A 21,732-nucleotide genomic window follows, 5' to 3' on the forward strand; every position below is an offset into this window, starting at 1 on the left:
AATATGAAACGAAAAATCCCCTAGCAACAGATGGTGCCAGGGGATTTTCTATTTTTAATAGGTCATTTAAAATCTATTGAAGTAGTCATTAAAAGTACCTGTTATCGTCGTATCTCCATTCTTAATAACATTACCTACTACAGCGGCTATGGATGAATCTCCCAAAAACTCCACGGTAGCACCGTCCTCAAGAATTAAATCGCCGTAAATAATTATATTTCCCTCAATACGCAACGTAGAACCTGCACCAACCACTACATCACGAGTTCTATATTGTCTACCAATCGTAATGGCTCCGTTCATTTCAAAAACACTGTTGTCATCGATATCTATACCGTTGCTAACTGTCCAAGTACCACAAAGCAACAATGAACCGTCCACAGCAATAGAATTGAATCTTTTGGAGCCTGAGTATGCTTCCTGTTCCCCATTTGACACACTATAGTTTGATGTACCGTTATACGAAGGCAAATCTTCGCAACGCTCCACAAGACTTTCGCTAGGCCTGTTCAATTTTATAATCTGAAATCCGGACCTACCGGATGCGGCAAATACATAATCCCCTTTTGAGGCAACATAGTTTATGGAACCGGTCAACTCGATAACACCAACACCTGTAGTATTATCCGCCCTGGTCTCTGAAAGGCTTAAACCACCGGCGCCATTGGCCATTAACAAAACATCGTCGTTCACGGCAACACCATTGGTAACGATATCTCCAGGCTCTGCGTTTTCCGGATTGGTCAGTATAGGCATATGCTCAACAAAACTACCGGTAGTAGCATTATAGATACCCGCTCCTTTATTTCCTTCGGATACAATGATATTCTCACCAGAAAAATCCAATGTGCGCTTAGCATCTATTCCAAAATCAGAATCTATTGCGATTGTATTTTTTACCGACAAGCTTTGATCTAAGACACTCACCCCCTGGGCGGCATCCAATACGGCTATATCGGCTCCATTGACCGCAATAGATCTTAAATCTGTAAACGCGGCTTCATTTAAGGCTGTCATGTCACTCTTGTCATAGGCAACGACAAATCCTTCCTGCCCACTGGTAACATATACCGTGTTGCCCACAACCTGTACATCCGTAGCATTATCACCTTCCTGAAAGCCAAATGTTATATCCGAGGTGTTTAACCTTCCGTTATTTACTGCAATTTTGGCAACCAATGAATTTGATGTGGCCGTTACGGACTGTTCCGCATCTACACCACCAGCTACATATACATAACCACCGTCATAAGCAATGGAATTTAAATCTGCATTGGTAAAATACACCCTAGAGGTCAAACTAGGATTATAAGGATCACTGATATCAATAACATCTATGGTACCTACAAAGTCCTCACCCACAGTATTATAGGAAACATAACCATAATCTCCGTCCAATGCCACGTGGGTAGCCGCCAAATTCTCGCCGTTTTCAAACGTTGGTGGCGATATCTGGGCAATTAGGGTAAGCGGATAATCTCCTGCCGGCTCAGCTTTACCGGTCATATTACCGTACCTTTTGGCACTTGTTGCAGGATCTTCATAAATATCAAGTACACCTGCACGGTCAAAATTTACACTGTTGTCCAGTTTTTGCTGATCTGTTTCTTTGATTAAATTATCCTCGGGGTTTTCGAAAATGGTAGTCTTATCACTACAACTCGCAATCATAAACACTGCGGATATGGCCAGGAACCATATTTTTCTAAAAGATAAAGTTGATCTCATTTCAAATTTGGGTTTTTGCAATAACGACGAACCTTGCTGATTGTTGCCGTTTATTACATAAATCCGATGAAATGCATAAAATTTTAGCTAAAAAACTGGTTTTAAATCTTCCGTGACCAAAAAAACTATATTTTGCCCATTTTTTCCAAGACAAACAGAAGAATTATAGGCAAGGCCAACAACCCCACCATTAACGTATCGGTCTGCAAAAGACTGGGCATGAACAACAAGGTACAGGCATAGCCGCCAATTGCACCTCCAAAATGGGCAGTATGTCCAATATTACCCAAACGTTTTTTCATACCATATATAGAGTATAACAAATATCCAATACCCACTACATAAGCAGGCACAGGAATGGGAATAAACATGATACCCAATTGCATGGAGGGCTGTAGTAAAATAGCCGCATATAGAATACCCGTAACCGCACCACTGGCACCTACTGCAGAATAATACGGTTCGTCTTTATGAAAGTTCAAGGCCAGCAAACTGCCCGCCAAGAGGCTTACAGCATATATGATAAAGAACTTTACCGTTCCAAACCAGTTGATGACCACACCGGCAAAAAAATACAGAGTCAACATGTTGAACAACAAATGAGAAACATCCACATGTAAAAATCCAGAAGTAGCCATGCGATCTTTTTGACCTGCGTTAATGGCCCCTATGCTAAATTTATATCGTTCAAAAAAAACGGTATCATTAAATCCCTTTAACGATACCAATACGTTTGCTGCAATAATCGCTATTGTTGCCAAATGAAGGTTGTACATTCTATGCCATTTAATTAGCCTCAAATATAACTATATTTGCCCATAATTTTTCTGTGAATGCAACTATTGGCCTTTGTTCTGACCTATCCCCTCTTATGGTTCATTTCCATATTACCACACTCTTTGTTCTATGCCTTTTCTGACGTTGCCTTCTTTTTTGTCTATCATATTTTTGGGTATCGGCGAAAAGTGGTACAGGAAAATTTAAATCTTGTTTTCCCCAATAAGAGTAAAGCGGAAATAGCCCATATAGAAAAGGAATTTTACCATCATCTTTGTGATACATTTCTAGAAATGGTAAAGACCATGAACCTGAGTAAGGAGCAGGTAGCCAAAAAATACCACATTATAAATCCTGAGGTATTACGGGAAATTGAAAAAGAACGCAGTATTATTATTCTTTGTGCCCATTACGCCAATTGGGAGTGGAACGTGAGCATTAACAATTATGTTCAATCCAAAGGGTATGCCGTTTACCAAAAAATAAACAATAGTTATTTTGATGCATTTATAAGAAAAGTAAGGGCCAGATGGAACACTACCTTAATTACACAAAGGCAAACGGCAAAAACGGTCATAGAAAATTACAGGAATAATATTAGGGCAACTTATGGCATGGTGAGCGATCAATCCCCACAAGCACATAGAGCTCAATACTGGTCAAAATTCATGAACATTAAGGTGCCCATCTTCAATGGTGGTGAAACTTTGGCACGCAAGACCGGATTGGCCGTGGTTTTTTTAAAGGTAAGCAAGGTAAAGCGAGGACATTACCAGGCAGAATTCATTCCTATTGCTCGAAATGCCAAAGAAACCGAAGAACATGAAATCACCAATGCTTTTCTACGATTAACGGAAGCCCAGATTATAGAAAAGCCAGAACATTATTTATGGACCCATAAACGTTGGAAGCACAGAAACAAAAAACCTGCCTCCTTTGCAGTAACAGGTTAATTTCATCTCAATATAATTTTATGGCATTATTAGCCTTGGGCTATTTTACACCTTTATCATATACCGGCAATTTCCTTGATTTCCCCAATAATCTTATTGGCAAGACCATCTGCTTCTTCCTGGCTTTTGGCTTCGGTATATATTCTAATAATCGGTTCTGTATTTGATTTACGCAGGTGAACCCAATTTTCGGCAAAATCTATCTTAACCCCATCTATCGTAGACAATTCCTCATTTGCATAGTTACTTGCCATAGATTCTAAAATTCCATCAACGTCCAGTCCTGGCGTAAGCTCAATCTTCTTCTTGCTCATAAAGTAACTGGGATAACTGGCCCTAAGTTCAGCCACGGTGCCTCCCCTTTCCGCCATCAACATTAAGAACAATGCCGTACCGACTAAAGAATCCCTACCGTAATGGCTTTCTGGATATATGATTCCCCCGTTACCTTCACCGCCAATAATGGCGTTATTGGCCTTCATTTTGGTGACTACATTTACTTCACCAACTGCTGCGGCCTCATAGGTACCACCATGTTTTTGGGTAATATCCCTTAAAGCACGTGATGAGGATAGATTGGATACGGTATTTCCTTTTGTTTTGCCCAATACATAATCCGCACAGGCCACCAAGGTATATTCCTCCCCAAACATCTCTCCATCATTACTTATAAAAGCAAGGCGGTCTACATCTGGATCCACAACAATACCAAAATCTGCATTCTCTTTGACTACCAGGTCACAAATATCCGTAAGATGTTCCTTTAACGGTTCTGGGTTATGTGGAAAATGACCGGTAGGGTCACAATACAGTTCTACTACTTCTACCCCAAACTCTTTAAGCAATTTAGGAATGGCAATACCCCCGGTAGAATTAACGCCATCTACCACAACCTTGAACTTAGCCTTTTTTACCACTTCGGCATCCACCAAAGAAAGATTCAATACTTCATCTATATGAATGTCTATATAACTATCATTTTTTATGATCTCGCCCAAATCATCAACTTCTGAAAAATCAAAATCTTCTTTTTCAGCAATTGCCAAAATTTTTGCCCCTTGCTCGGCATTTAAAAACTCCCCTTTTTCGTTCAATAATTTTAAAGCGTTCCATTGCTTTGGATTGTGACTGGCCGTTAAGATTATACCGCCATCTGCCTTTTCTAAAGGTACCGCAATTTCTACGGTGGGTGTGGTTGAGAGATCTAAATCTATAACATCTATACCCAAGCCCACTAAAGTTGAAACCACCAAATTCTGTATCATTTCTCCAGACAAACGTGCATCACGACCTATGACGACCCGCAAATCATCTTTCTTTGAATATTCCTTTAACCATATTCCATAAGATGCAGCAAACTTTACAGCATCAATTGGTGTTAAATTATTACCTGGCTTTCCACCAATGGTTCCTCTAATTCCTGAAATGGATTTTATAAGTGTCATATATTCTTAATAAGTTTTTGCAAATATAAACGGTTCATTTGTACCGCTATTGTCCTTCTTTGTAAATTCGATTTATATTGCATAAAATAGGTAAATGAACTTTTTAGCCCATATTTATCTGTCATTTGACGATGATGAAATAACCTTAGGAAATTTTATTGCCGATAGTATTAGAGGCAATAAGTACCAGCATTTACCTAAAAGGATACAAAAGGGGATTAAATTACATAGACATATAGACACTTTTACCGATACCCACCCCATACCGAAAATAAGCAGTAAACGTCTTCATGAGAATTATGGACATTACAGCAGGGTCATCGTGGATATCTTCTATGATCATTTTTTGGCCAAAAATTGGAAAACCTATTCCGATGTTCCTTTGGATGTCTATGTAGATCGATTTTATGATCTTCTTGAAGATAATTTCGAGGTGTTACCGGATGGTGTAAAACGTATGATGCCGTATATGATCGCCGATAACTGGATCTACAACTATTCCAATATGGATGGGATAGCAAAAGTCTTGAACGGAATGAACCGCAGAACTAAAAATAGGTCCAAAATGAATTTTGCGATTACGGACCTGGAGGAACATTACCACGCTTTTGAGCACGAGTTTAAAGAATTTTTTACCGAACTCATCACCTATTCCAAACTAAAATACAAATCGATAAATGAAAAAATTTAAACATTTGAAATATAAACATTTATAATATATAACATAAACCTATAATACCACCAAAAATGAGACCACTAAAAACTGCGTTTGTGTTGTTAACGCTAATTATTTGCTGTCAGTGCAAACAGAATCCGGCGGTTCCGACAGGAACGGTTACGGAAAATGCCATGGTAGTTTCCGCCAGGCAAGAAGCTTCCAAAATTGGGAGCGATATTATGGAAAAAGGCGGTAATGCATTTGATGCCATGATCGGCACACAATTGGCACTTGCCGTAGCTTACCCCAGGGCCGGAAATATTGGTGGTGGAGGATTTATGGTCTATAGACAGGCTAATGGCAATATTGGCTCATTGGACTTTAGGGAAAAGGCCCCCAAATCCGCCCATAAGGATATGTACTTGGATTCGTTTGGCAATGTTATTCCGGACATGAGCACATTGGGCGCAACCTCCGTAGGGGTTCCAGGTTCTGTCGCAGGTATCATTGAAGTACATAAGAAATTTGGGAAAATGCCCTTAAAGGCAATTTTTGAACCCGTTATTGCCTTAGCGGAAAATGGAGTTAAAGTAACTGCCAAACAAGCTGAAATACTTAAAAATTATCAGGAGGTATTCATTGAAGTCAATAGCGACAGTACCAAATTTGCCAAAATGTATAAAGAAGGCGATATCATAACATATCCAAATTTGGCACAGACACTGCGCACCATTTCCAAACAAGGCAGGGACGGTTTTTACAAAGGGGAAATCGCTCAAAAATTATCAGATTTTGTACAAGCAAACGGCGGTTTTATAACCATGGACGACCTTGCCAATTATAATGCGGTTTGGAGATTGCCCGTGGTGTTCAACTATAAGGATTTAAAAATTATCTCCATGGGACCTCCTAGTAGCGGTGGCGTTACCATGAACCAAATATTTAAAATGATAGAACCTTATGATATTGCCTCAATTGGACATAATAGTGAAAAGGCGATACAATTGTTTACCGAAGCTTCTAGGCGTGCCTACGCGGATAGAAACTATTTTTTAGGAGATCCTGATTTTGTTGATATCCCAACATCATCTCTTCTAGACAAAACTTATCTAAAGATCCGTATGGATGATTTTTCTTGGGATAAAGCAACAAAGTCGGAAACTATTGCCCATGGTAACGTTGAAATTGTTGAAAGTATGGAAACCACACATTACTCCATTGTAGATAAGGAGGGCAATGCCGTATCGGTTACAACTACGTTAAACGGCAATTTTGGCTCCAAACTATACTGTGATGAACTTGGCTTTTTCCTAAATAATGAAATGGACGATTTTAGTGCTAAAGCTGGAGTTCCCAATATGTTTGGATTGGTTGGTGCAGAAGCCAACAGCATTGAACCTGAAAAAAGAATGTTAAGTAGCATGACCCCCACCATTGTTGAAAAGAATGGAGAATTGTGGATGGTGGTAGGTACCCCTGGGGGATCTACGATTATTACCGCGGTAGCACAGACTATTTTAAACGGATATGAATTTAATATGAGTATGCAAGATGCTGTGAACGCGCCACGCTTTCATCATCAATGGTTGCCCGATGCGGTTATATTTGAACCCAATGGATTTTCAACACCACTAAAAGAAAAATTAAAATCAAAAGGATATTTAATTAACGAAGAGCGCACCCCTATCATTGGTAAGGTTGATGCAATACGCATTCTTAAAAACGGTAAACTTGAAGGAGGAGCCGATCCACGCGGAGACGATACTGCAGTTGGGTTTTAGACTAATCTAAATGCATTTTTAAAAAGATTATATTTTCATTCTTTTCATCTTAATATCAATTAATTAAACAACATATGCTAAATAAATTATTTAAACTATTAATCATAGTATTATTAGTGTTGGGCCTAGGGTTTGGACTGCTATATTATGCATATAACAAACCTCTGCCACAAGGTGTTTCCGGACCTGAAGCAGATGCATTGGCGTATAGAATGTTAGATGCTTTACACTATGATAAGTATAACAATTCCCAAGTTTTGGAGTGGTCATTTAGGGATGAACACATATACTCCTGGAACAAAACCAAGGCAACGGTTCAAATAAAGTGGGATTCTTACAGTATAGACCTTGACCTTATAAGTCCTTCCTCAAGTATTGTTTATAAAGATGATGTTTGGCTATCTTATGAAGAAAGTCAAGACCTTATTGAAAAAGCAATTGGCTATTTCAATAATGATTCCTTTTGGTTAGTTGCCCCGTATAAAGTATTCGATGCTGGTACAGAACGCTATTTGGTAGATTTAGAAGACGGTTCCGAAGGTCTTTTAGTAACTTACAAAAAAGGCGGCGACACCCCTGGAGACTCCTATTTATGGATTTTGGAGCCTAGTGGAAAACCAAAAAGTTTTCAAATGTGGGTGAATATTATTCCTATTGGAGGCTTGGAAGCTTCCTGGAACGATTGGAAAGAAACAGAAACCGGTGCACTACTACCTACCTCCCATTCCATAGGACCTTTCACCATTTCTATGGGAACGGTCAATGCCTTGCCTTAAATCCGACTCATTACAAAATTGTTCATTATTAAAACTTAGAATACCCAATTATGACCATACAACTATTAACCAAAGAACAAGTTAATTCCGACCTGCAACAGCAATTATCCCAGTTATACCTAGAACTAAATGCCGAATTAGATCAATTGGATTTAAATTCAATTTTTAGTGCATATGGAACTACGGACATCGTTATCTGCATGGATAACAATAAGTTAATAGGTATTGCAATGATGGCCAAATACAAAGTAATATCCGGACATAAAGGTATGATCGAGGATGTAGTTGTCGCAAAAACCCACAGAGGCAAGGGTATAGGAAGAAAGCTAATGGAGAAGCTTCTAGACCATGCAAAATCTGAACAACTTCAAGATATTTTATTATTTAGCGGCCACCATAGAACAGCAGCCATTTCGCTATATAAAAGCTTAGGGTTTACATTAAAAGAAAGCGGGCTGTATATTAAAAAGATTTAAAGTATCACTTTAATTTACCTTTTTAACGTGCTGTAATTGATTCTTTAACTCTTGCATAGACTCTTGTAGTTGTCGCAATAATCCATTATCCGTGGTAGCATCTACATTAAACGTAATCTTACTACTTACCTCCCAAATTTCCTGAATTTGGAAAGGTTTGATATCATAAGGCGGATACGTCTCGTTCAATGAAACCAATGTGATATTATTGGAATTTGGACGTTTTTCAATTTTCTTAACCATTATGGAATCCTGTAATACCACCACGTACATTTTATTGGCACTAACATAATCAATATGTTCTATTGCCCTTGCCAAAACCCACTCACCAGGGTGCAGATTGGGAAGCATACTATCACCTTCTACCTGAAAGCCCCTATAGGTAGCATTTCTGAATTCGGGAATTGGTAAATCAAATGCCGGCAATTGTTGGTACCAGCTAGTATCGGATATATTCTGGGGATATCCCGCCGCAGCTTTAGCATTTACCAATACCATATTTTCTTGGTTGGAAGTATCCACTGTAACCACTTTAGGAATAACACTGGTCTTGGAGGTTTCCAGATATTGTTCATCACTTTCCCCAAAAAGCCAAAGGGGATTTATCTTGAATTGTTTTAGCAACTCAAGCACTACCTTGCCCGATAATTTGGTACGCCCTCTTTCTATATCTGCCGTAGTATTGGATACGCCCAATAACGCCGCAAAATCTGCTTGTGTATAGCCCAAATCCCTTCTAAGATCCGTAAATCGTTTTAATGTAAGCTCGTTCTCCATAATCAAATTTGTTTAACTAAGTGGTTCTCCGCCATTCTTCTTCAAATATACTCAATATGGATTATATCCAAAATTTTATTTGGATTATTTCCATAATTAGGAATATATCCATAAATTTGGAATAATTACTAAAATGCTATGGATTTCAATAGAATAAAAGAAAAACTAAATATTTTGGCAGATGCGGCCAAATATGATGTTTCCTGCTCCAGTAGTGGTAGCAATAGAACCAACAAGAACAATGGCCTAGGAAATACAGGAAATGGAATTTGCCATTCATATACAGAAGATGGTAGGTGTGTATCGCTATTAAAAATACTTCTGACCAACCATTGTATTTTTGATTGTGCTTACTGTGTAACGAGGAAGAGTAACGATATACAGCGGGCCGCCTTTAAAATTCAGGAGGTTGTAGACCTGACTATCAATTTCTATAGAAGAAATTATATTGAGGGATTATTTCTAAGCTCCGGTATTTTTAAAAGTGCGGACCATACCATGGAACGCCTCATTGCCGTTGCCAAAAAACTGAGGGAAGAGGAAAACTTCAATGGATATATTCATTTAAAATCCATACCCGGTGCAAGTGATGAACTTATGTACGAGGCCGGATTATATGCTGACCGCTTGTCGGTGAATATAGAAATCCCCACAATATCCGGTCTCAAACTTCTGGCTCCGGACAAAAATCATGCAGATTTCATAAAACCGATGCTTAAGGTCAAAAATGAAATCATTCGCTACAAAGAGGAGAAAAAAATTATTAAACATACCGCTAAATATGCCCCTGCAGGGCAAAGTACCCAAATGATCGTAGGTGCCACAGGAGAAAGCGATAAGGATATAATGTACTCCGCAACCCATTTTTACAAGAATTACAATATGAAAAGGGTGTATTACTCAGGGTATGTTCCTATTTCTATGGATAGCAGATTACCATCCCTTGGAACGGAGGTTCCCATGCTACGGGAAAATAGATTATACCAAACAGATTGGTTGTTGCGATTTTATGGTTTTAGCGTAAATGAAATTTTGGATGCAGACAATCCAAATCTAGATATGGATATTGACCCTAAATTGATGTGGGCATTAAGGAATCTAAATTTCTTTCCCGTAGATATCAATAAAGCGGACAAACATATACTTGCGCGAATACCAGGTGTTGGAATGGGCTCGGTAAATAAAATACTTAACGGTAGAAAATTTAGGAAATTAAACTGGGACCATTTAAAAAAAATGGGGGTAGCACTTAATAGGGCCAAATTTTTTATCATTTGCAATTCTACGGACTGGGAACGCAGAGACCTTGATGCCATACGTATTAGAAGTATGATACTGCAAAATTTAAAAAGTAAATTCAAAAATCAATATACCAATCAATTATCCTTATTTAACTAAAGTAACACTTAAAAATATTTAAATGATGCCGAATCAAAATTATACACTAAAGTTTACTGACAATATTAGACCGATAAACGCTTGGGACTATTGCCGTTCCCATGTTTTGGCCTTTGGTTACCAACTGGTATTATTAAGAAGTAACCTTAAGAAAAGAGCGGCTATTTTAAGGCAATTATTTACACTATTTAATATTTAAATCATAAATATGGAAACTACAAAAACCCTTGTTTACGATGGTAGTTTTAACGGTTTTCTTACGGCTGTATTTATAGCCTATGAACAAAAACTATCTTATGCGGATATTCAACGTCAGGGTCAAAACCAAGGCGGTCTTTTTGCTGAAACAGAAACAATCTTTACAAATGTGGAAAAGGCACAGCGAGTATGGAACGGTATTCGCAAGAAAAGTAATGCTGCTATTAAGAATATATATTTTACGTTTTTAAGTGAAAATAGGAATATTGAAGCCCTGCTTTATCACTACATCAGAAAATTAATGGGAAGTAAAATTAATAGCGCAACTAATTTCAGCGATGATTGTATCTTAAAAATCAATCAAATTGCACACAAAGTGGGTCGTGAAAAGCATCGTATGGAGGCCTTTATAAGGTTTCAGTTAACAAAAGACGGTGTCTATTTTGCCAATATAGAACCTGATTTTGATGTTTTACCATTGATTTCCAAACACTTTAGAAATCGTTATGCAGACCAGCAATGGATAATTTATGATGTTAAACGTAAGTACGGATTGTTCTATGACCTAAAATCGGTTGAAGTCATATCATTAGATCTAACTGAGATACACACCAATAGCCTTGAAAAGAGTACTGCTTTTACTGATGAAGAATACGAATATCAAAATCTTTGGACCAATTATTTTAAAAGCACGAATATTAAATCCCGTATTAACACAAAATTGCATACCCAACACGTACCAAAACGGTACTGGAAATACCTTTCAGAAAAAAAAGAGGCGGTGTAACTTGTCCGTTCATTCAGTATTAACAAGTCTCATATATTATTGGGCTATTCCATGTTGTTAAAAGAATAATTGAAAGCTTAAATTAGGGTTTAGAAATTCATTTACCCCTCTTACCAATCATGGTCTTCATTGTGGACATACTATTCATCCTTAATTCATATTTTTAAAAAGAGTTAGTTTTCTCTAAATATTATAAGATAGCAGGCATTTTTTAGACCTATTACTTAAATATTATTTAGTTTTAACCTATCTGAATCAACAGAAGCTCATATTACTCCAACTTCATTGTTCAAAACACCTTAATGAGGGATATTTACTTTTATTCCAAACTAAAAAAATCGACCAGGGCACTGAGCGAAATTATTGGTATTGAAACTGAATTCTCAAAGATTCCAAACTCCTGGCATGTTGTTGTTGTGGATGTGGAAAATTCAACACAAGCGGTTGAAGAGGGAAAACACCATCAAATAAACCTTACTGCAACCGGCGCTATCATATCTGTTTTAAATACGGTCAGGAAAAAAAAGAAGAATATAGAAATACCTTATTTCTTTGGTGGAGACGGAGCTACTTTTTTACTTCCGGATATGCTGTTGTCGGAAATAATCACTGTTCTTAAAAATTATAGTCTACATATTAAAAGAAACACCAATCTTTTACTAAGGGTCGGCCATATATCCACAGAAGAGTTGGCGTCGGAAAAAACATGTATTAAAATCCTAAAACATCAACTAACACCACAATTGACCATTCCTATAGTTTTAGGAAACGGTTTAAAAAAAGCAGAGGCAATCATTAAACGAACATTTGTAGCACAAACCGACACCAACTTTAAAAAAAATCTTTTAAACCTTGAAGGAATGCAATGCAGGTGGGAACAGATCAGCCCTGTTCAATTACAAAAAAAAGTGGTGTGTCTATTATTGGATGTACCAGATGAAAATCAGCAGAGCGCAATTTATAAGGATGTGCTTACACAGATGAACCTACTCTTTGGTGCATTCAACAAAAGACAACCCATACGTTCCAATAGTTTAAAATTGGACTTTAGGCTAGGTAAAATTTTAGAGGAAATGAAAATTAGTATTTCCAACAAAAGTCTCATTTACGTACTTAAACACTGGATACAGACACTATTTGGTAAAATATATTTTAATTTTTCAAAAGAAGGAAAACGGTATTTAACCCAAATTGGCCAACTTTCTCACACTTTTATGTTAGACGGAACCATCAACACCATCTTTACGGCAGAGCAATCAAAAATAAATGAATTTATTTCCTATCTAAATCACTTAGAGGCTGCACAAAAAATTGTTTACGGAATTCATGTTACACATGCATCCGTAATGTCTTGCTATGTTTTGGACAGGAAGACCAAACATGCCCATTTTGTGGATGGTACAGAAGGTGGCTATACATCAGCTGCCAAAATGTTTAAAACCAAACTTGCTACCTTAAAATAAAAATGATTTAAATTCATACATCTAATTTTAAAGTGAAACACATAGCATTAAAAATGAAACAACACAACTATCAGACACAGGTAACATGGACGGGCAATCAAGGGCAAGGGACATTAAATTACGCATCATATAGCAGAGATCATGAAATCATGGTTGCAGAAAAATATGATGCCATTCAAGGTTCATCAGACCCTTCTTTTTTAGGTGATAAGTCCAAATATAATCCTGAAGACCTATTTCTATCTTCCTTGTCCTCCTGTCATATGCTATGGTTTTTACATCTTTGTAGCGTACATAAGATTGTGGTCACCAGTTATGTAGACAACGCAAAAGGAACAATGGAAGAATCAGTTGATGGTAGCGGTAAATTTACTATGGTAACCCTTAACCCTATCGTTACCATTACCGATGGAACTTTAACAGCATTGGCCAATTCACTTCACGAAAAGGCAAACCGTATGTGTTTCATTGCAAATTCATGCAATTTTACAGTACATCATCAACCCACTACATTGGTTGGTTAAGCCATACAATTACCCATAAGTCTAAAAAGTGCACCAATGAACCTGAACCAGATTACCGTTCCTTCGCTGAACTTAAATGAATCTTTTGAATTTTATGTAAAACTAGGGCTAAAGCCAATTGTAAAGTCCCTACCCCATTACGCCCGCTTTGAATGTCCGGAAGGCGGTTCTACATTTTCCATTCATCTGGTTGAAAAATTGCCGACAGGAGATGGCGTCTACGTCTATTTTGAATGTAAAGATCTAGATTCATATGTTCAAGAGCTGCAAAACAAAGGCATAGAATTTGATCAATTACCAATAGATCAAAGATGGCAATGGAGAGAAGCCCGATTAAAGGATAGGGACGGTAACCAAATTATTTTATATCATGCTGGAGAGAATAGACTAAATCCTCCATGGCGAATAAAAGATTGAACCACCCAACATTTCAACAATTCTAATTGGCTGACTTGGCTCCCGTAAACTGATCGCTCTTATTTTTAAACAGCACATTAAACGTAGTTAAGCTACCATAAATACGTGTTATATATTGTTGAAGATCCACTTTCTCCTGATCATCTAGATTTTTACTGGAATTTATTTTCTGCTCCATAACCCTAATGCGATCCCGTACCATAACGATCTTATGAAAAAATGTATCTATAGGAATTTCTTTATTGGTAAGAGAGGTATCGCCCGGCTCTAGAACAAGATTACCTCCCTTCCATTTATCGGCTATAGCTACCCGTTGGGTAACATCGCTCCATTTTTGCAATATGGAGACCAATGTTGTTTCCACATCTAAAAAGCTTACCGTATCTACCTCTGCCTCTACGGCCTCGACCACATCAAACTTTTCATCTATAGCAATGGTTTCCAGTCCATTTTCCATAAAGGTTACCCAGTATTGCTTGGAGGATACATTGGTAATTACACCTTTACCAAAAGTTTCATGTATAATCCTTGACCCTATTCCTAATAACTTCATTGTTTATTTTATTTTTAACGCTAAAATATATGCTGTTTTACTAATCGACAACATATTCCTATTATTTCATTTAAGGATATTAAAACAGGAGTTTTTGTAATCTAAACTACTTCATGTACATTTAAAGTCAAGATATGCATATGTACTAAAGCATATGCAACTTAAATAGCAAAACCATGAAAAAACTAATGGCATTACCATTATTCTGTTTGTTGATGATTTCTTGTGGCGAGAAAAAAAAGGAAGTCCAAGAAGAACCGCCCGCTAAACTTAAAGCATTGATCATTGATGGTCAGAACAATCATTATGTATGGCCCAAAACTACCATGATGATCAAGGACTATTTGGAACTAACAGAACTCTTTACCGTAGAAATAGAACGTATGGATTCCGTTTGGTTAGGCATTAAATACAACCAATCCAGACCGGAAGCCTATACCATGTTCATTGAAGATTATCCATTAAATGATAAGGAATACGCCATATCCGATGCACCGATTACTACATCTGACTTCACAATAAATTTTAGCGATTACGACTTAATCATATCCAATTTGGGCGAAAGTTCACCACTATGGCCAGCAGATACAAGAAAAGCCTTTGAAGACTATATGGCCAACGGCGGTGGATTGGTAGTATTACACGCCGCTAACAATGCCTGGGGCGAATGGGAAGAATACAACAAAATGATAGGTTTGGGTGCCTGGGGAGGGCGTGATGAAAGTTCAGGCCCATATGTTTACTATAACGAAGCTGGCGAATTGATCAAGGACAATGGTGAAGGTGTGTGTGGGTCCCATGGTGCAGAATATGAATTTCAATTGACCACAAGGGCTCCAGAACATCCCATTATGAAAGGTTTGCCTAAGAAATGGCTGCACACCCAAGACGAACTCTACGAGCGTATGAGAGGTCCGTTTGAAAATGCTACAATTCTTGCCACCGCATTTGCAGATGTGGAGAAAAACGCTCCACCATGGGACCCGAACATAAAAGGATTAGGACAACATGTAGCGCAACTTATGGCCATAAACTATGGCAAGGGAAGGGTTTTTCATTCTACATTGGGTCATTTTGATTATAGTATGGAATGTGTAGGCTTCATTACTACCCTACAGCGTGGAGCAGAATGGGCTGCTACAGGAAAGGTAACACAAAAGATTCCAGAAAATTTTCCAACGGAGGATATGGTACAATCCATTGATTGGAGAAAGTAATTAATACAAATTTATCTTATTTTGGGGTTGAAGCTTTACAGTCTTCGACCCTTCTTGTATCTATTAAGTATATAATTTTCCATGTATTGTTTTCTTTAAACAATTGAAATGAGTTAACACCGCAATGATGAAATTCATTATTAAACCAAAATTCATACTTGGTCCAAGCGTTGGCCATTGCCCCATCTATTTTAATGTTATAATCCAAAATACGCTCTTCAAATTTTAATGTATCCGGTATTTTTGTTATTGAGCCTACTAGTGTATCATATGCTTCATTAAAAAGAACGGGTTGTCCATCTTTTGATGTCTTTATGGTCTGTAGCCGTATAGTTTCGTGAACCATTTCATATAATGCCAAAGAATCTTTTTTATGAAAAGCCTTAAAAAAATCTTCAATAGTTTGCTTTACCGCCGCTTCCTCTTGGTTTTGGGCAGTAAGAGCTATAGTGAACAACCCTATTAAAAAGCAAAGGACATATTTCTTAATCATGGCAATCAGGTTTATGCGTAAAATAAGAATATAAATTGATTTTCTTTTCAAAATCGGTCTAGTCGTTAAAACTCCTTACTTTTATAGTGCTAAAAATCAAAAACTAACTATGTCAACAGCAAAAAAAGAATATAAAAGAATCACTGTAAAATCATTGGTGGACATGAAACAGCACGGGGAAAAAATATCCATGCTGACCGCTTATGATTACTCTATGGCCAAAATCGTTGATGCGGCCAAGGTCGATGTGATTTTAGTTGGTGATTCTGCCAGTAACGTTATGGCCGGCCACGAGACTACATTACCTATTACATTGGACCAAATGATTTATCATGCATCTTCCGTTATCAGGGCGGTACATAGAGCGCTTGTGGTGGTAGATTTACCATTTGGAAGCTATCAAAGCGACCCAAAGGAAGCATTGCGTTCAGCTATACGAATAATGAAGGAAAGTGGTGCCCATGCAGTAAAATTAGAGGGCGGTGCAGAAATCAAGGAATCCGTTAAACGTATACTAGCCGCCGGAATACCGGTTATGGGACATTTGGGTTTAACCCCACAATCCATATACAAATTTGGCACCTACACCGTAAGGGCCAAGGAAGAAGAAGAAGCGGAGCAGCTTATGGAAGACGCAAAGCTTTTGGAGAAGTTAGGTTGTTTTGGTTTGGTACTTGAAAAAATTCCGGCAGAACTTACCAAAAAAGTATCTGAAAGTCTAACCATACCAACAATTGGTATTGGAGGGGGCAAATATGCAGACGGACAAGTATTAGTAGTCCATGATCTATTGGGTATGACCCATGAGTTCAATCCTCGTTTCTTAAGGAGGTATATGAACCTTTATGAAGAGATGGGCAAAGCCATATCCAACTACGTGGATGATGTTAAACAATTGGATTTTCCAAATGACGATGAGCAATACTAGAACCCTTATGAATGAAAGGCGCTACCCACTTTTCTAAAATTTGGATTTCATCTATTGTATTACTGACCATAGCAAGCGATCAATTGGTTAAAGTTTTAACAAGGTTAGAAATAGTACCACAATCGTACAATTCCGTAATAAAGGATTATTTTATAGTGACAAATATTGAAAATACTGGCGCAATGTTAGGTTTTGGTCAAGATTTTCCTCCCTTGGTCAAGCGCATTTTTTTTCAGGCCATACCATTATTGGTATTGGGAATTCTTTTATATAGAATTCTAACAAAATCCTCCTTAAAACCTTTATCCCTTACAGCTTTTGCATTGGTTATTGGGGGTGGTCTAGGTAATTTAATTGATCGGATAGTATATGGTTCAGTGACAGATTCCTTTCAATTAAGATTTGCTTTTTTGCGCACAGGAATTTTTAACCTAGCGGATGTTGCCGTAACCATAGGCATTGTACTTTTATTATATGAAATGATCAAGAGTAAAACTTTATCATTATAAAAACAGCGAACTTTTTAATTACCACATGCATTATCCAAAATATTAATCAATTTATTTTAATTTTTTTTAGCCCAAAATAATTTGTCAAACAAACAACATTCTACAATAGAAAATTTACAGGTCCTTTATGAGGACAATCACCTTATTGTAATCAATAAACGCCCTGGAGATATTGTTCAAGGAGACAAGACTGGTGACCAGCCATTAAGCGAGACCGTAAAGGCTTTCTTGAAAAAAAAATATCAAAAACCGGGTAATGTATATTTAGGTGTTGTTCATCGTTTAGATAGACCTACTTCCGGTATTGTGGTATTTGCGAAAACCTCAAAAGCTTTACCCCGACTTAACAAGATGTTTGCGGAAAAAGAAGCCAAAAAAACGTATTGGGCCATAGTTAAGAACAAACCCAAGAATAATGAAAAAAGATTGGTACATTGGTTAAAACGCAACACCAAACAGAATAAATCATACGCCCAACAAAAGGAGGTAAACGACAGTAAAAAAGCAATTCTTACGTATCAACTCTTAAAGAGTTTGCAAAACTATTTCTTATTGGAAATTGATTTGGAAACCGGAAGGCATCATCAAATAAGAAGTCAGCTTACCGCCATAGGATGCCCCATAAAAGGAGATCTAAAATATGGTTTTAACCGGAGCAATGCAGACGGAAGCATCCATTTACACGCCCGCAAGCTCTTAATCATGCATCCCGTCAAAAAAGAACAAATGGAAATTGTGGCCCCACCTCCTAATGACCCTATATGGAACGCATGTCTTTAATTTCACTATTTTTAAAGCAATCTAAACCTATTATTATGAGCCGATTTCCAATTTTCATTTTCCTTCTTGCTATTTTATCTTCTTGTGGCGGATATAATTCTATTGATAATTTTTACAATGACCATAAAAACGATGATCAGGTAACAGCAATACGGGTTCCCCAATTCATGTTGGCAATGATCAGTGAAATTTCTCCAGAAATGAAAGCTTTGGTAGGTAATACAAAAGACCTGCGATTTATGCAATTTCCAAGTGCCACCCCTGCTAGATCACAATATTTAAATGCGCAAATGAACGGTATTACGGGTTCTTCCTTTATAGAAGTCTTTAGGAAAAACGATGAGCTTAAGCGTAATGTGGTTTCCATACGTGAAAAAAGAAATTCAGTAAAGGAAATCCTTATTTACAATAACGATAACCTGTCCGGTTCCTTTTTATATTTCAATGGTGATTTTGACCCTGTAAAGGTTAGGGAAATGGCTAAAAATGAACAATTCACTAAATTCGGAGAAAATATAATCAGTCAATTTGGTCCCACTACAAGAGGCACCCAACCCAATAATTAAATCTTGCTACTTTAAGATTTGGTTCTAATACTTTCAATCACGACAGAACTTAAAATAAGTATACCGCCAACTATAGTATTGACCTGTGGTATTTCTGCAAGAAACAGTGCCCCAATTAGTATTCCATAAATTGGCTGTATACTACTCAAAATACTTACCGTGGTAATGGTAAAATGTTTAAAGGTCATTAAAAACAAGGTATGGCCAATAGCAGTTGTCAATATTGCCAAGGTAATTAATGCCTGCCATTGAGTTACCACCTGTACCAAAGGCACCGTACCCAGAAAAGGCAGTAAAACAACCCCTGTTATCGCTGTTTGATATACCATAATAACAGATCCATTATATTCCGACACCTTTTTTTTCAACAAGATATTTCTAATAGCATAGACCAATGCGGATAATACTCCAAACCCAACTGCAATGGAATTGGAATTTTTAAGATCCAGCGAAGGACTTAGCATATACATACCTACCAAAACCAAGACTGCCAAGAGAAAATGTATCCGCTGAAATTTTGTACCAAGCACTAATGGTTCCAAAAAAGCGGTAATAACAGGATAAGTGAACAAGGATAACATACCTATGGCCACACTAGATAATTGCAAGGCATAGAAATAGGTTAACCAATGCACACACATAAGCACTCCCGTTAGCCCAATTAATGTCCAATCGCTACGTTTTATCTTAAAAGAATATTTTTTGTACCAGCAGAATGCTACTAGTGCAAAACATGCTAGAATGGCCCTAGCCCCTATAGTTACGGTTACGGGCAATTGAACATATCTGCCCAATGCGCCAGAAGTGGCAATAAAGAACATGGCAAGATTAATTTCCAATAAATGCTGTAGATGTAATTTCTTCATAACAGAAATTACCTTAACGACTATGTGCCATCGCTTTTTCGCGAATTATTTGCGACACCGGCTTATTTTGTAAATGACTTTCCAACCATGATAGGATATCTAAATATAAAAAGGCCCTTTTCTCATAAGGATGATTTTCATACTTTTTTAATTCTGTATATAATTTTTGAAACTCTGCCTTTAACTCGTTAGGGTAAATGCTACCCAAGCCTCTCAGAAATTTTATCATCTCCTTTTGTACGGCATGCATATCGTTCATTTTTAAAAGAAACTTATAGGTACTTTTTAACTGAATTTCCAAGTGATAATCCATTCCAGCTTCATAGTGCGCCACAAGACTTAAAACCCGTGCAAAACACATAAGATCTTCACGCATCTTCAAATTTTTATTATCAATGATCTTTTTAAGATATTGAATACAGGTTTTGTTATCCCCTATACCAAAATACAAACAGGCTATTTTATAATAGAGAACCATAACATGGTGCACATCTATACGATCCCTGTGCTTATTGATTCCGTATTCAATAATCTTTACCAAATACAACCCTTTTTCAAAAGTACCCTCTAAAAAATGCAGGTTTAACTTATTGGCATTGATGTACATAAACACCAAAGAATTTATATTATCATTATCAGGAAATTCCTTTTCCTTTATGGTTCGTTCCAAACGCTCAAGGACCTCCTTAAATTGAGAACTGTACTGGACATAAAACAATGATTCCAATAAATAATGGTTACCCTTTAAAAAGAAAACAGGGTTCAGGTAAATCATGTCCTTATGGTCATAAAAAAGATCAACCCACTTACTGGAATATTTAAAGCACGACAGGAAATCCTGAGTCAAAAAACTATACCATAAATATGCTTTGTACAACCACAATTTTTCACGAAACCCTAAATCCTCAATATTGTACAAGGGCAAATGATCATTAAAATACGTTTTCACTTTTTGGTAATCCTCATCGCTGCGCACATAACCTACTTTCAGCATCATTCCGTATAACTGAAGGGAAAGATTGGATAATTTGCTGGTCATTACATTATGACCGGACAATTCCTTGGCCTGTACGGCCAATTCATTAGCCCTATCCGGTATACTGCGCGTAATATATTGGGTTTCAATGATTTTTTCCAGCTCTACGATTTCATAGGCTATATTCTTTTCCTCGTTTTCAATGGCAATCGTTTTTACCTTGTCAAGAATTTTAAGACTTTGCTTATACAGTCCTTTTTGGTATAAAATGGTGGCAAAATCCAATTGCTCACGTATTTGAACCCTAATATTCTGATTTACGGGATTTAAGCGTAAGCTCACTAAAATTTGCTTATAAAGATGTGCTTTTAAGTTAGATAACTGTGCTTTCTTAACTATCCCACTTTCTAGTATTATTTTCTCATCATATTGCTTAATTTTATCCAATAAATTGAAAAGCGCCAGGAATTTTGCATCGGTATTTACCCCTAATCTGCCAACATAAAGCTTGAACTGTCGCTTCTCAGATTTTGAAAGAGATTTCACTAAAACAAACAAAGCATCTTTATGGGCATTTGTCATCGTAAAAAAAAGTATTTAAATAATTGCAATTCAGCATTTTATATACCTAAAAATCTGTCTTAACGTTGTAAACGTGGTAACAAAATTTATGAATTTTGTGTATT

23 protein-coding genes are annotated in these 21,732 nt (G+C 37.1%); 15 read left to right on the top strand and 8 right to left on the bottom strand.

The window, feature by feature from the left end; all coding sequences use genetic code 11:
• Window positions 1-66: 66 nt before the first annotated feature.
• The gene (locus JM81_RS02880) at window positions 67-1,728 is read right to left on the bottom strand and encodes a hypothetical protein (RefSeq protein WP_144800620.1); all 1,662 of its coding nucleotides are present in this window, start codon (window positions 1,726-1,728) and stop codon (window positions 67-69) included.
• 125 nt (window positions 1,729-1,853) lie between these two features.
• Window positions 1,854-2,504 carry a rhomboid family intramembrane serine protease gene (locus tag JM81_RS02885; protein ID WP_144800621.1) on the bottom strand — a complete coding sequence of 217 codons (651 nt, stop codon included), beginning with the start codon at window positions 2,502-2,504 and terminating at the stop codon, window positions 1,854-1,856.
• A 57-nt stretch (window positions 2,505-2,561) separates the two neighbouring features.
• Between JM81_RS02885 and JM81_RS02890 the strand changes: the two genes are divergently transcribed.
• A complete protein-coding gene (locus JM81_RS02890; protein ID WP_144800622.1) occupies window positions 2,562-3,458 on the top strand; it encodes a lysophospholipid acyltransferase family protein in 897 nt (298 codons plus the stop codon).
• Window positions 3,459-3,514: 56 nt separating this feature from the next.
• Here JM81_RS02890 and glmM read toward each other — a convergent pair whose 3' ends face one another.
• The gene (gene glmM / locus JM81_RS02895) at window positions 3,515-4,903 is read right to left on the bottom strand and encodes a phosphoglucosamine mutase (protein ID WP_144800623.1); all 1,389 of its coding nucleotides are present in this window, start codon (window positions 4,901-4,903) and stop codon (window positions 3,515-3,517) included.
• Window positions 4,904-4,997: 94 nt separating this feature from the next.
• On the opposite strand from glmM, the gene JM81_RS02900 reads away from it, so the two are divergent.
• The 4 genes from JM81_RS02900 to JM81_RS02915 all read left to right on the top strand — a co-directional run bounded on the left by JM81_RS02900 (window position 4,998) and on the right by JM81_RS02915 (window position 8,594).
• Complete coding sequence (locus JM81_RS02900) at window positions 4,998-5,594, top strand: ACP phosphodiesterase (RefSeq protein WP_144800624.1); 597 nt, start codon at window positions 4,998-5,000, stop codon at window positions 5,592-5,594.
• Between the two features lie 56 nt (window positions 5,595-5,650).
• Entirely contained in the window at window positions 5,651-7,342 is a 1,692-nt protein-coding gene (ggt, locus tag JM81_RS02905; RefSeq protein ID WP_144800625.1) for a gamma-glutamyltransferase, read from the top strand.
• A gap of 74 nt (window positions 7,343-7,416) precedes the next feature.
• Window positions 7,417-8,118, top strand: a complete 702-nt coding sequence (locus JM81_RS02910; protein WP_144800626.1) for a hypothetical protein — start codon at window positions 7,417-7,419, stop codon at window positions 8,116-8,118.
• Window positions 8,119-8,168: 50 nt separating this feature from the next.
• Window positions 8,169-8,594, top strand: coding sequence for a GNAT family N-acetyltransferase (locus JM81_RS02915; protein WP_089260254.1), 426 nt, complete (start codon window positions 8,169-8,171; stop codon window positions 8,592-8,594).
• Between the two features lie 9 nt (window positions 8,595-8,603).
• Here the strand turns inward: JM81_RS02915 and JM81_RS02920 are convergent, their stop codons facing one another.
• Complete coding sequence (locus tag JM81_RS02920) at window positions 8,604-9,371, bottom strand: XRE family transcriptional regulator (RefSeq protein ID WP_089260253.1); 768 nt, start codon at window positions 9,369-9,371, stop codon at window positions 8,604-8,606.
• Window positions 9,372-9,509: 138 nt separating this feature from the next.
• Here JM81_RS02920 and JM81_RS02925 point away from each other — a divergent pair, with 138 nt between their 5' ends.
• The 5 genes from JM81_RS02925 to JM81_RS02945 all read left to right on the top strand — a co-directional run bounded on the left by JM81_RS02925 (window position 9,510) and on the right by JM81_RS02945 (window position 14,158).
• Entirely contained in the window at window positions 9,510-10,769 is a 1,260-nt protein-coding gene (locus tag JM81_RS02925; RefSeq protein ID WP_144800627.1) for a putative DNA modification/repair radical SAM protein, read from the top strand.
• A 208-nt stretch (window positions 10,770-10,977) separates the two neighbouring features.
• Complete coding sequence (locus JM81_RS02930; RefSeq protein WP_144800628.1) at window positions 10,978-11,754, top strand: TIGR03915 family putative DNA repair protein; 777 nt, start codon at window positions 10,978-10,980, stop codon at window positions 11,752-11,754.
• A 302-nt stretch (window positions 11,755-12,056) separates the two neighbouring features.
• Window positions 12,057-13,217: a DUF3095 family protein gene (locus JM81_RS02935; protein ID WP_144800629.1), complete on the top strand. Its 1,161-nt coding sequence runs from the start codon at window positions 12,057-12,059 to the stop codon at window positions 13,215-13,217.
• A gap of 53 nt (window positions 13,218-13,270) precedes the next feature.
• Window positions 13,271-13,741, top strand: a complete 471-nt coding sequence (locus tag JM81_RS02940; protein WP_144800630.1) for an OsmC family protein — start codon at window positions 13,271-13,273, stop codon at window positions 13,739-13,741.
• A gap of 36 nt (window positions 13,742-13,777) precedes the next feature.
• On the top strand, window positions 13,778-14,158 hold the full coding sequence (locus JM81_RS02945; protein WP_144800631.1) for a VOC family protein: 381 nt from the start codon (window positions 13,778-13,780) through the stop codon (window positions 14,156-14,158).
• Window positions 14,159-14,180: 22 nt separating this feature from the next.
• Here the strand turns inward: JM81_RS02945 and JM81_RS02950 are convergent, their stop codons facing one another.
• Window positions 14,181-14,711 (bottom strand): hypothetical protein, encoded by a 531-nt coding sequence (locus JM81_RS02950; protein ID WP_144800632.1) that lies wholly within the window; start codon window positions 14,709-14,711, stop codon window positions 14,181-14,183.
• A 176-nt stretch (window positions 14,712-14,887) separates the two neighbouring features.
• Between JM81_RS02950 and JM81_RS02955 the strand changes: the two genes are divergently transcribed.
• Window positions 14,888-15,928 carry a ThuA domain-containing protein gene (locus JM81_RS02955; RefSeq protein ID WP_186435517.1) on the top strand — a complete coding sequence of 347 codons (1,041 nt, stop codon included), beginning with the start codon at window positions 14,888-14,890 and terminating at the stop codon, window positions 15,926-15,928.
• Window positions 15,929-15,944: 16 nt separating this feature from the next.
• Here the strand turns inward: JM81_RS02955 and JM81_RS02960 are convergent, their stop codons facing one another.
• Window positions 15,945-16,421: a nuclear transport factor 2 family protein gene (locus JM81_RS02960; RefSeq protein WP_144800633.1), complete on the bottom strand. Its 477-nt coding sequence runs from the start codon at window positions 16,419-16,421 to the stop codon at window positions 15,945-15,947.
• A 109-nt stretch (window positions 16,422-16,530) separates the two neighbouring features.
• Between JM81_RS02960 and panB the strand changes: the two genes are divergently transcribed.
• The 4 genes from panB to JM81_RS02980 all read left to right on the top strand — a co-directional run bounded on the left by panB (window position 16,531) and on the right by JM81_RS02980 (window position 19,204).
• The gene (panB, locus tag JM81_RS02965; protein WP_089260246.1) at window positions 16,531-17,349 is read left to right on the top strand and encodes a 3-methyl-2-oxobutanoate hydroxymethyltransferase; all 819 of its coding nucleotides are present in this window, start codon (window positions 16,531-16,533) and stop codon (window positions 17,347-17,349) included.
• A gap of 11 nt (window positions 17,350-17,360) precedes the next feature.
• Window positions 17,361-17,858 (top strand): signal peptidase II, encoded by a 498-nt coding sequence (lspA, locus tag JM81_RS02970; protein ID WP_144800634.1) that lies wholly within the window; start codon window positions 17,361-17,363, stop codon window positions 17,856-17,858.
• 81 nt (window positions 17,859-17,939) lie between these two features.
• Window positions 17,940-18,638, top strand: a complete 699-nt coding sequence (locus JM81_RS02975) for an RluA family pseudouridine synthase (protein WP_144800635.1) — start codon at window positions 17,940-17,942, stop codon at window positions 18,636-18,638.
• A 35-nt stretch (window positions 18,639-18,673) separates the two neighbouring features.
• Entirely contained in the window at window positions 18,674-19,204 is a 531-nt protein-coding gene (locus tag JM81_RS02980; protein WP_245838868.1) for a DUF4252 domain-containing protein, read from the top strand.
• An 11-nt stretch (window positions 19,205-19,215) separates the two neighbouring features.
• Here JM81_RS02980 and JM81_RS02985 read toward each other — a convergent pair whose 3' ends face one another.
• Both JM81_RS02985 and JM81_RS02990 read right to left on the bottom strand, forming a co-directional pair.
• A complete protein-coding gene (locus JM81_RS02985) occupies window positions 19,216-20,070 on the bottom strand; it encodes a DMT family transporter (protein WP_261374944.1) in 855 nt (284 codons plus the stop codon).
• 13 nt (window positions 20,071-20,083) lie between these two features.
• On the bottom strand, window positions 20,084-21,628 hold the full coding sequence (locus tag JM81_RS02990) for a hypothetical protein (RefSeq protein ID WP_089260242.1): 1,545 nt from the start codon (window positions 21,626-21,628) through the stop codon (window positions 20,084-20,086).
• Window positions 21,629-21,732 lie beyond the last annotated feature (104 nt).

Origin of the sequence: Maribacter sp. MAR_2009_72, from assembly GCF_007827235.1 — a bacterium.
In the GTDB taxonomy this organism is placed as follows: domain Bacteria; phylum Bacteroidota; class Bacteroidia; order Flavobacteriales; family Flavobacteriaceae; genus Maribacter; species Maribacter sedimenticola.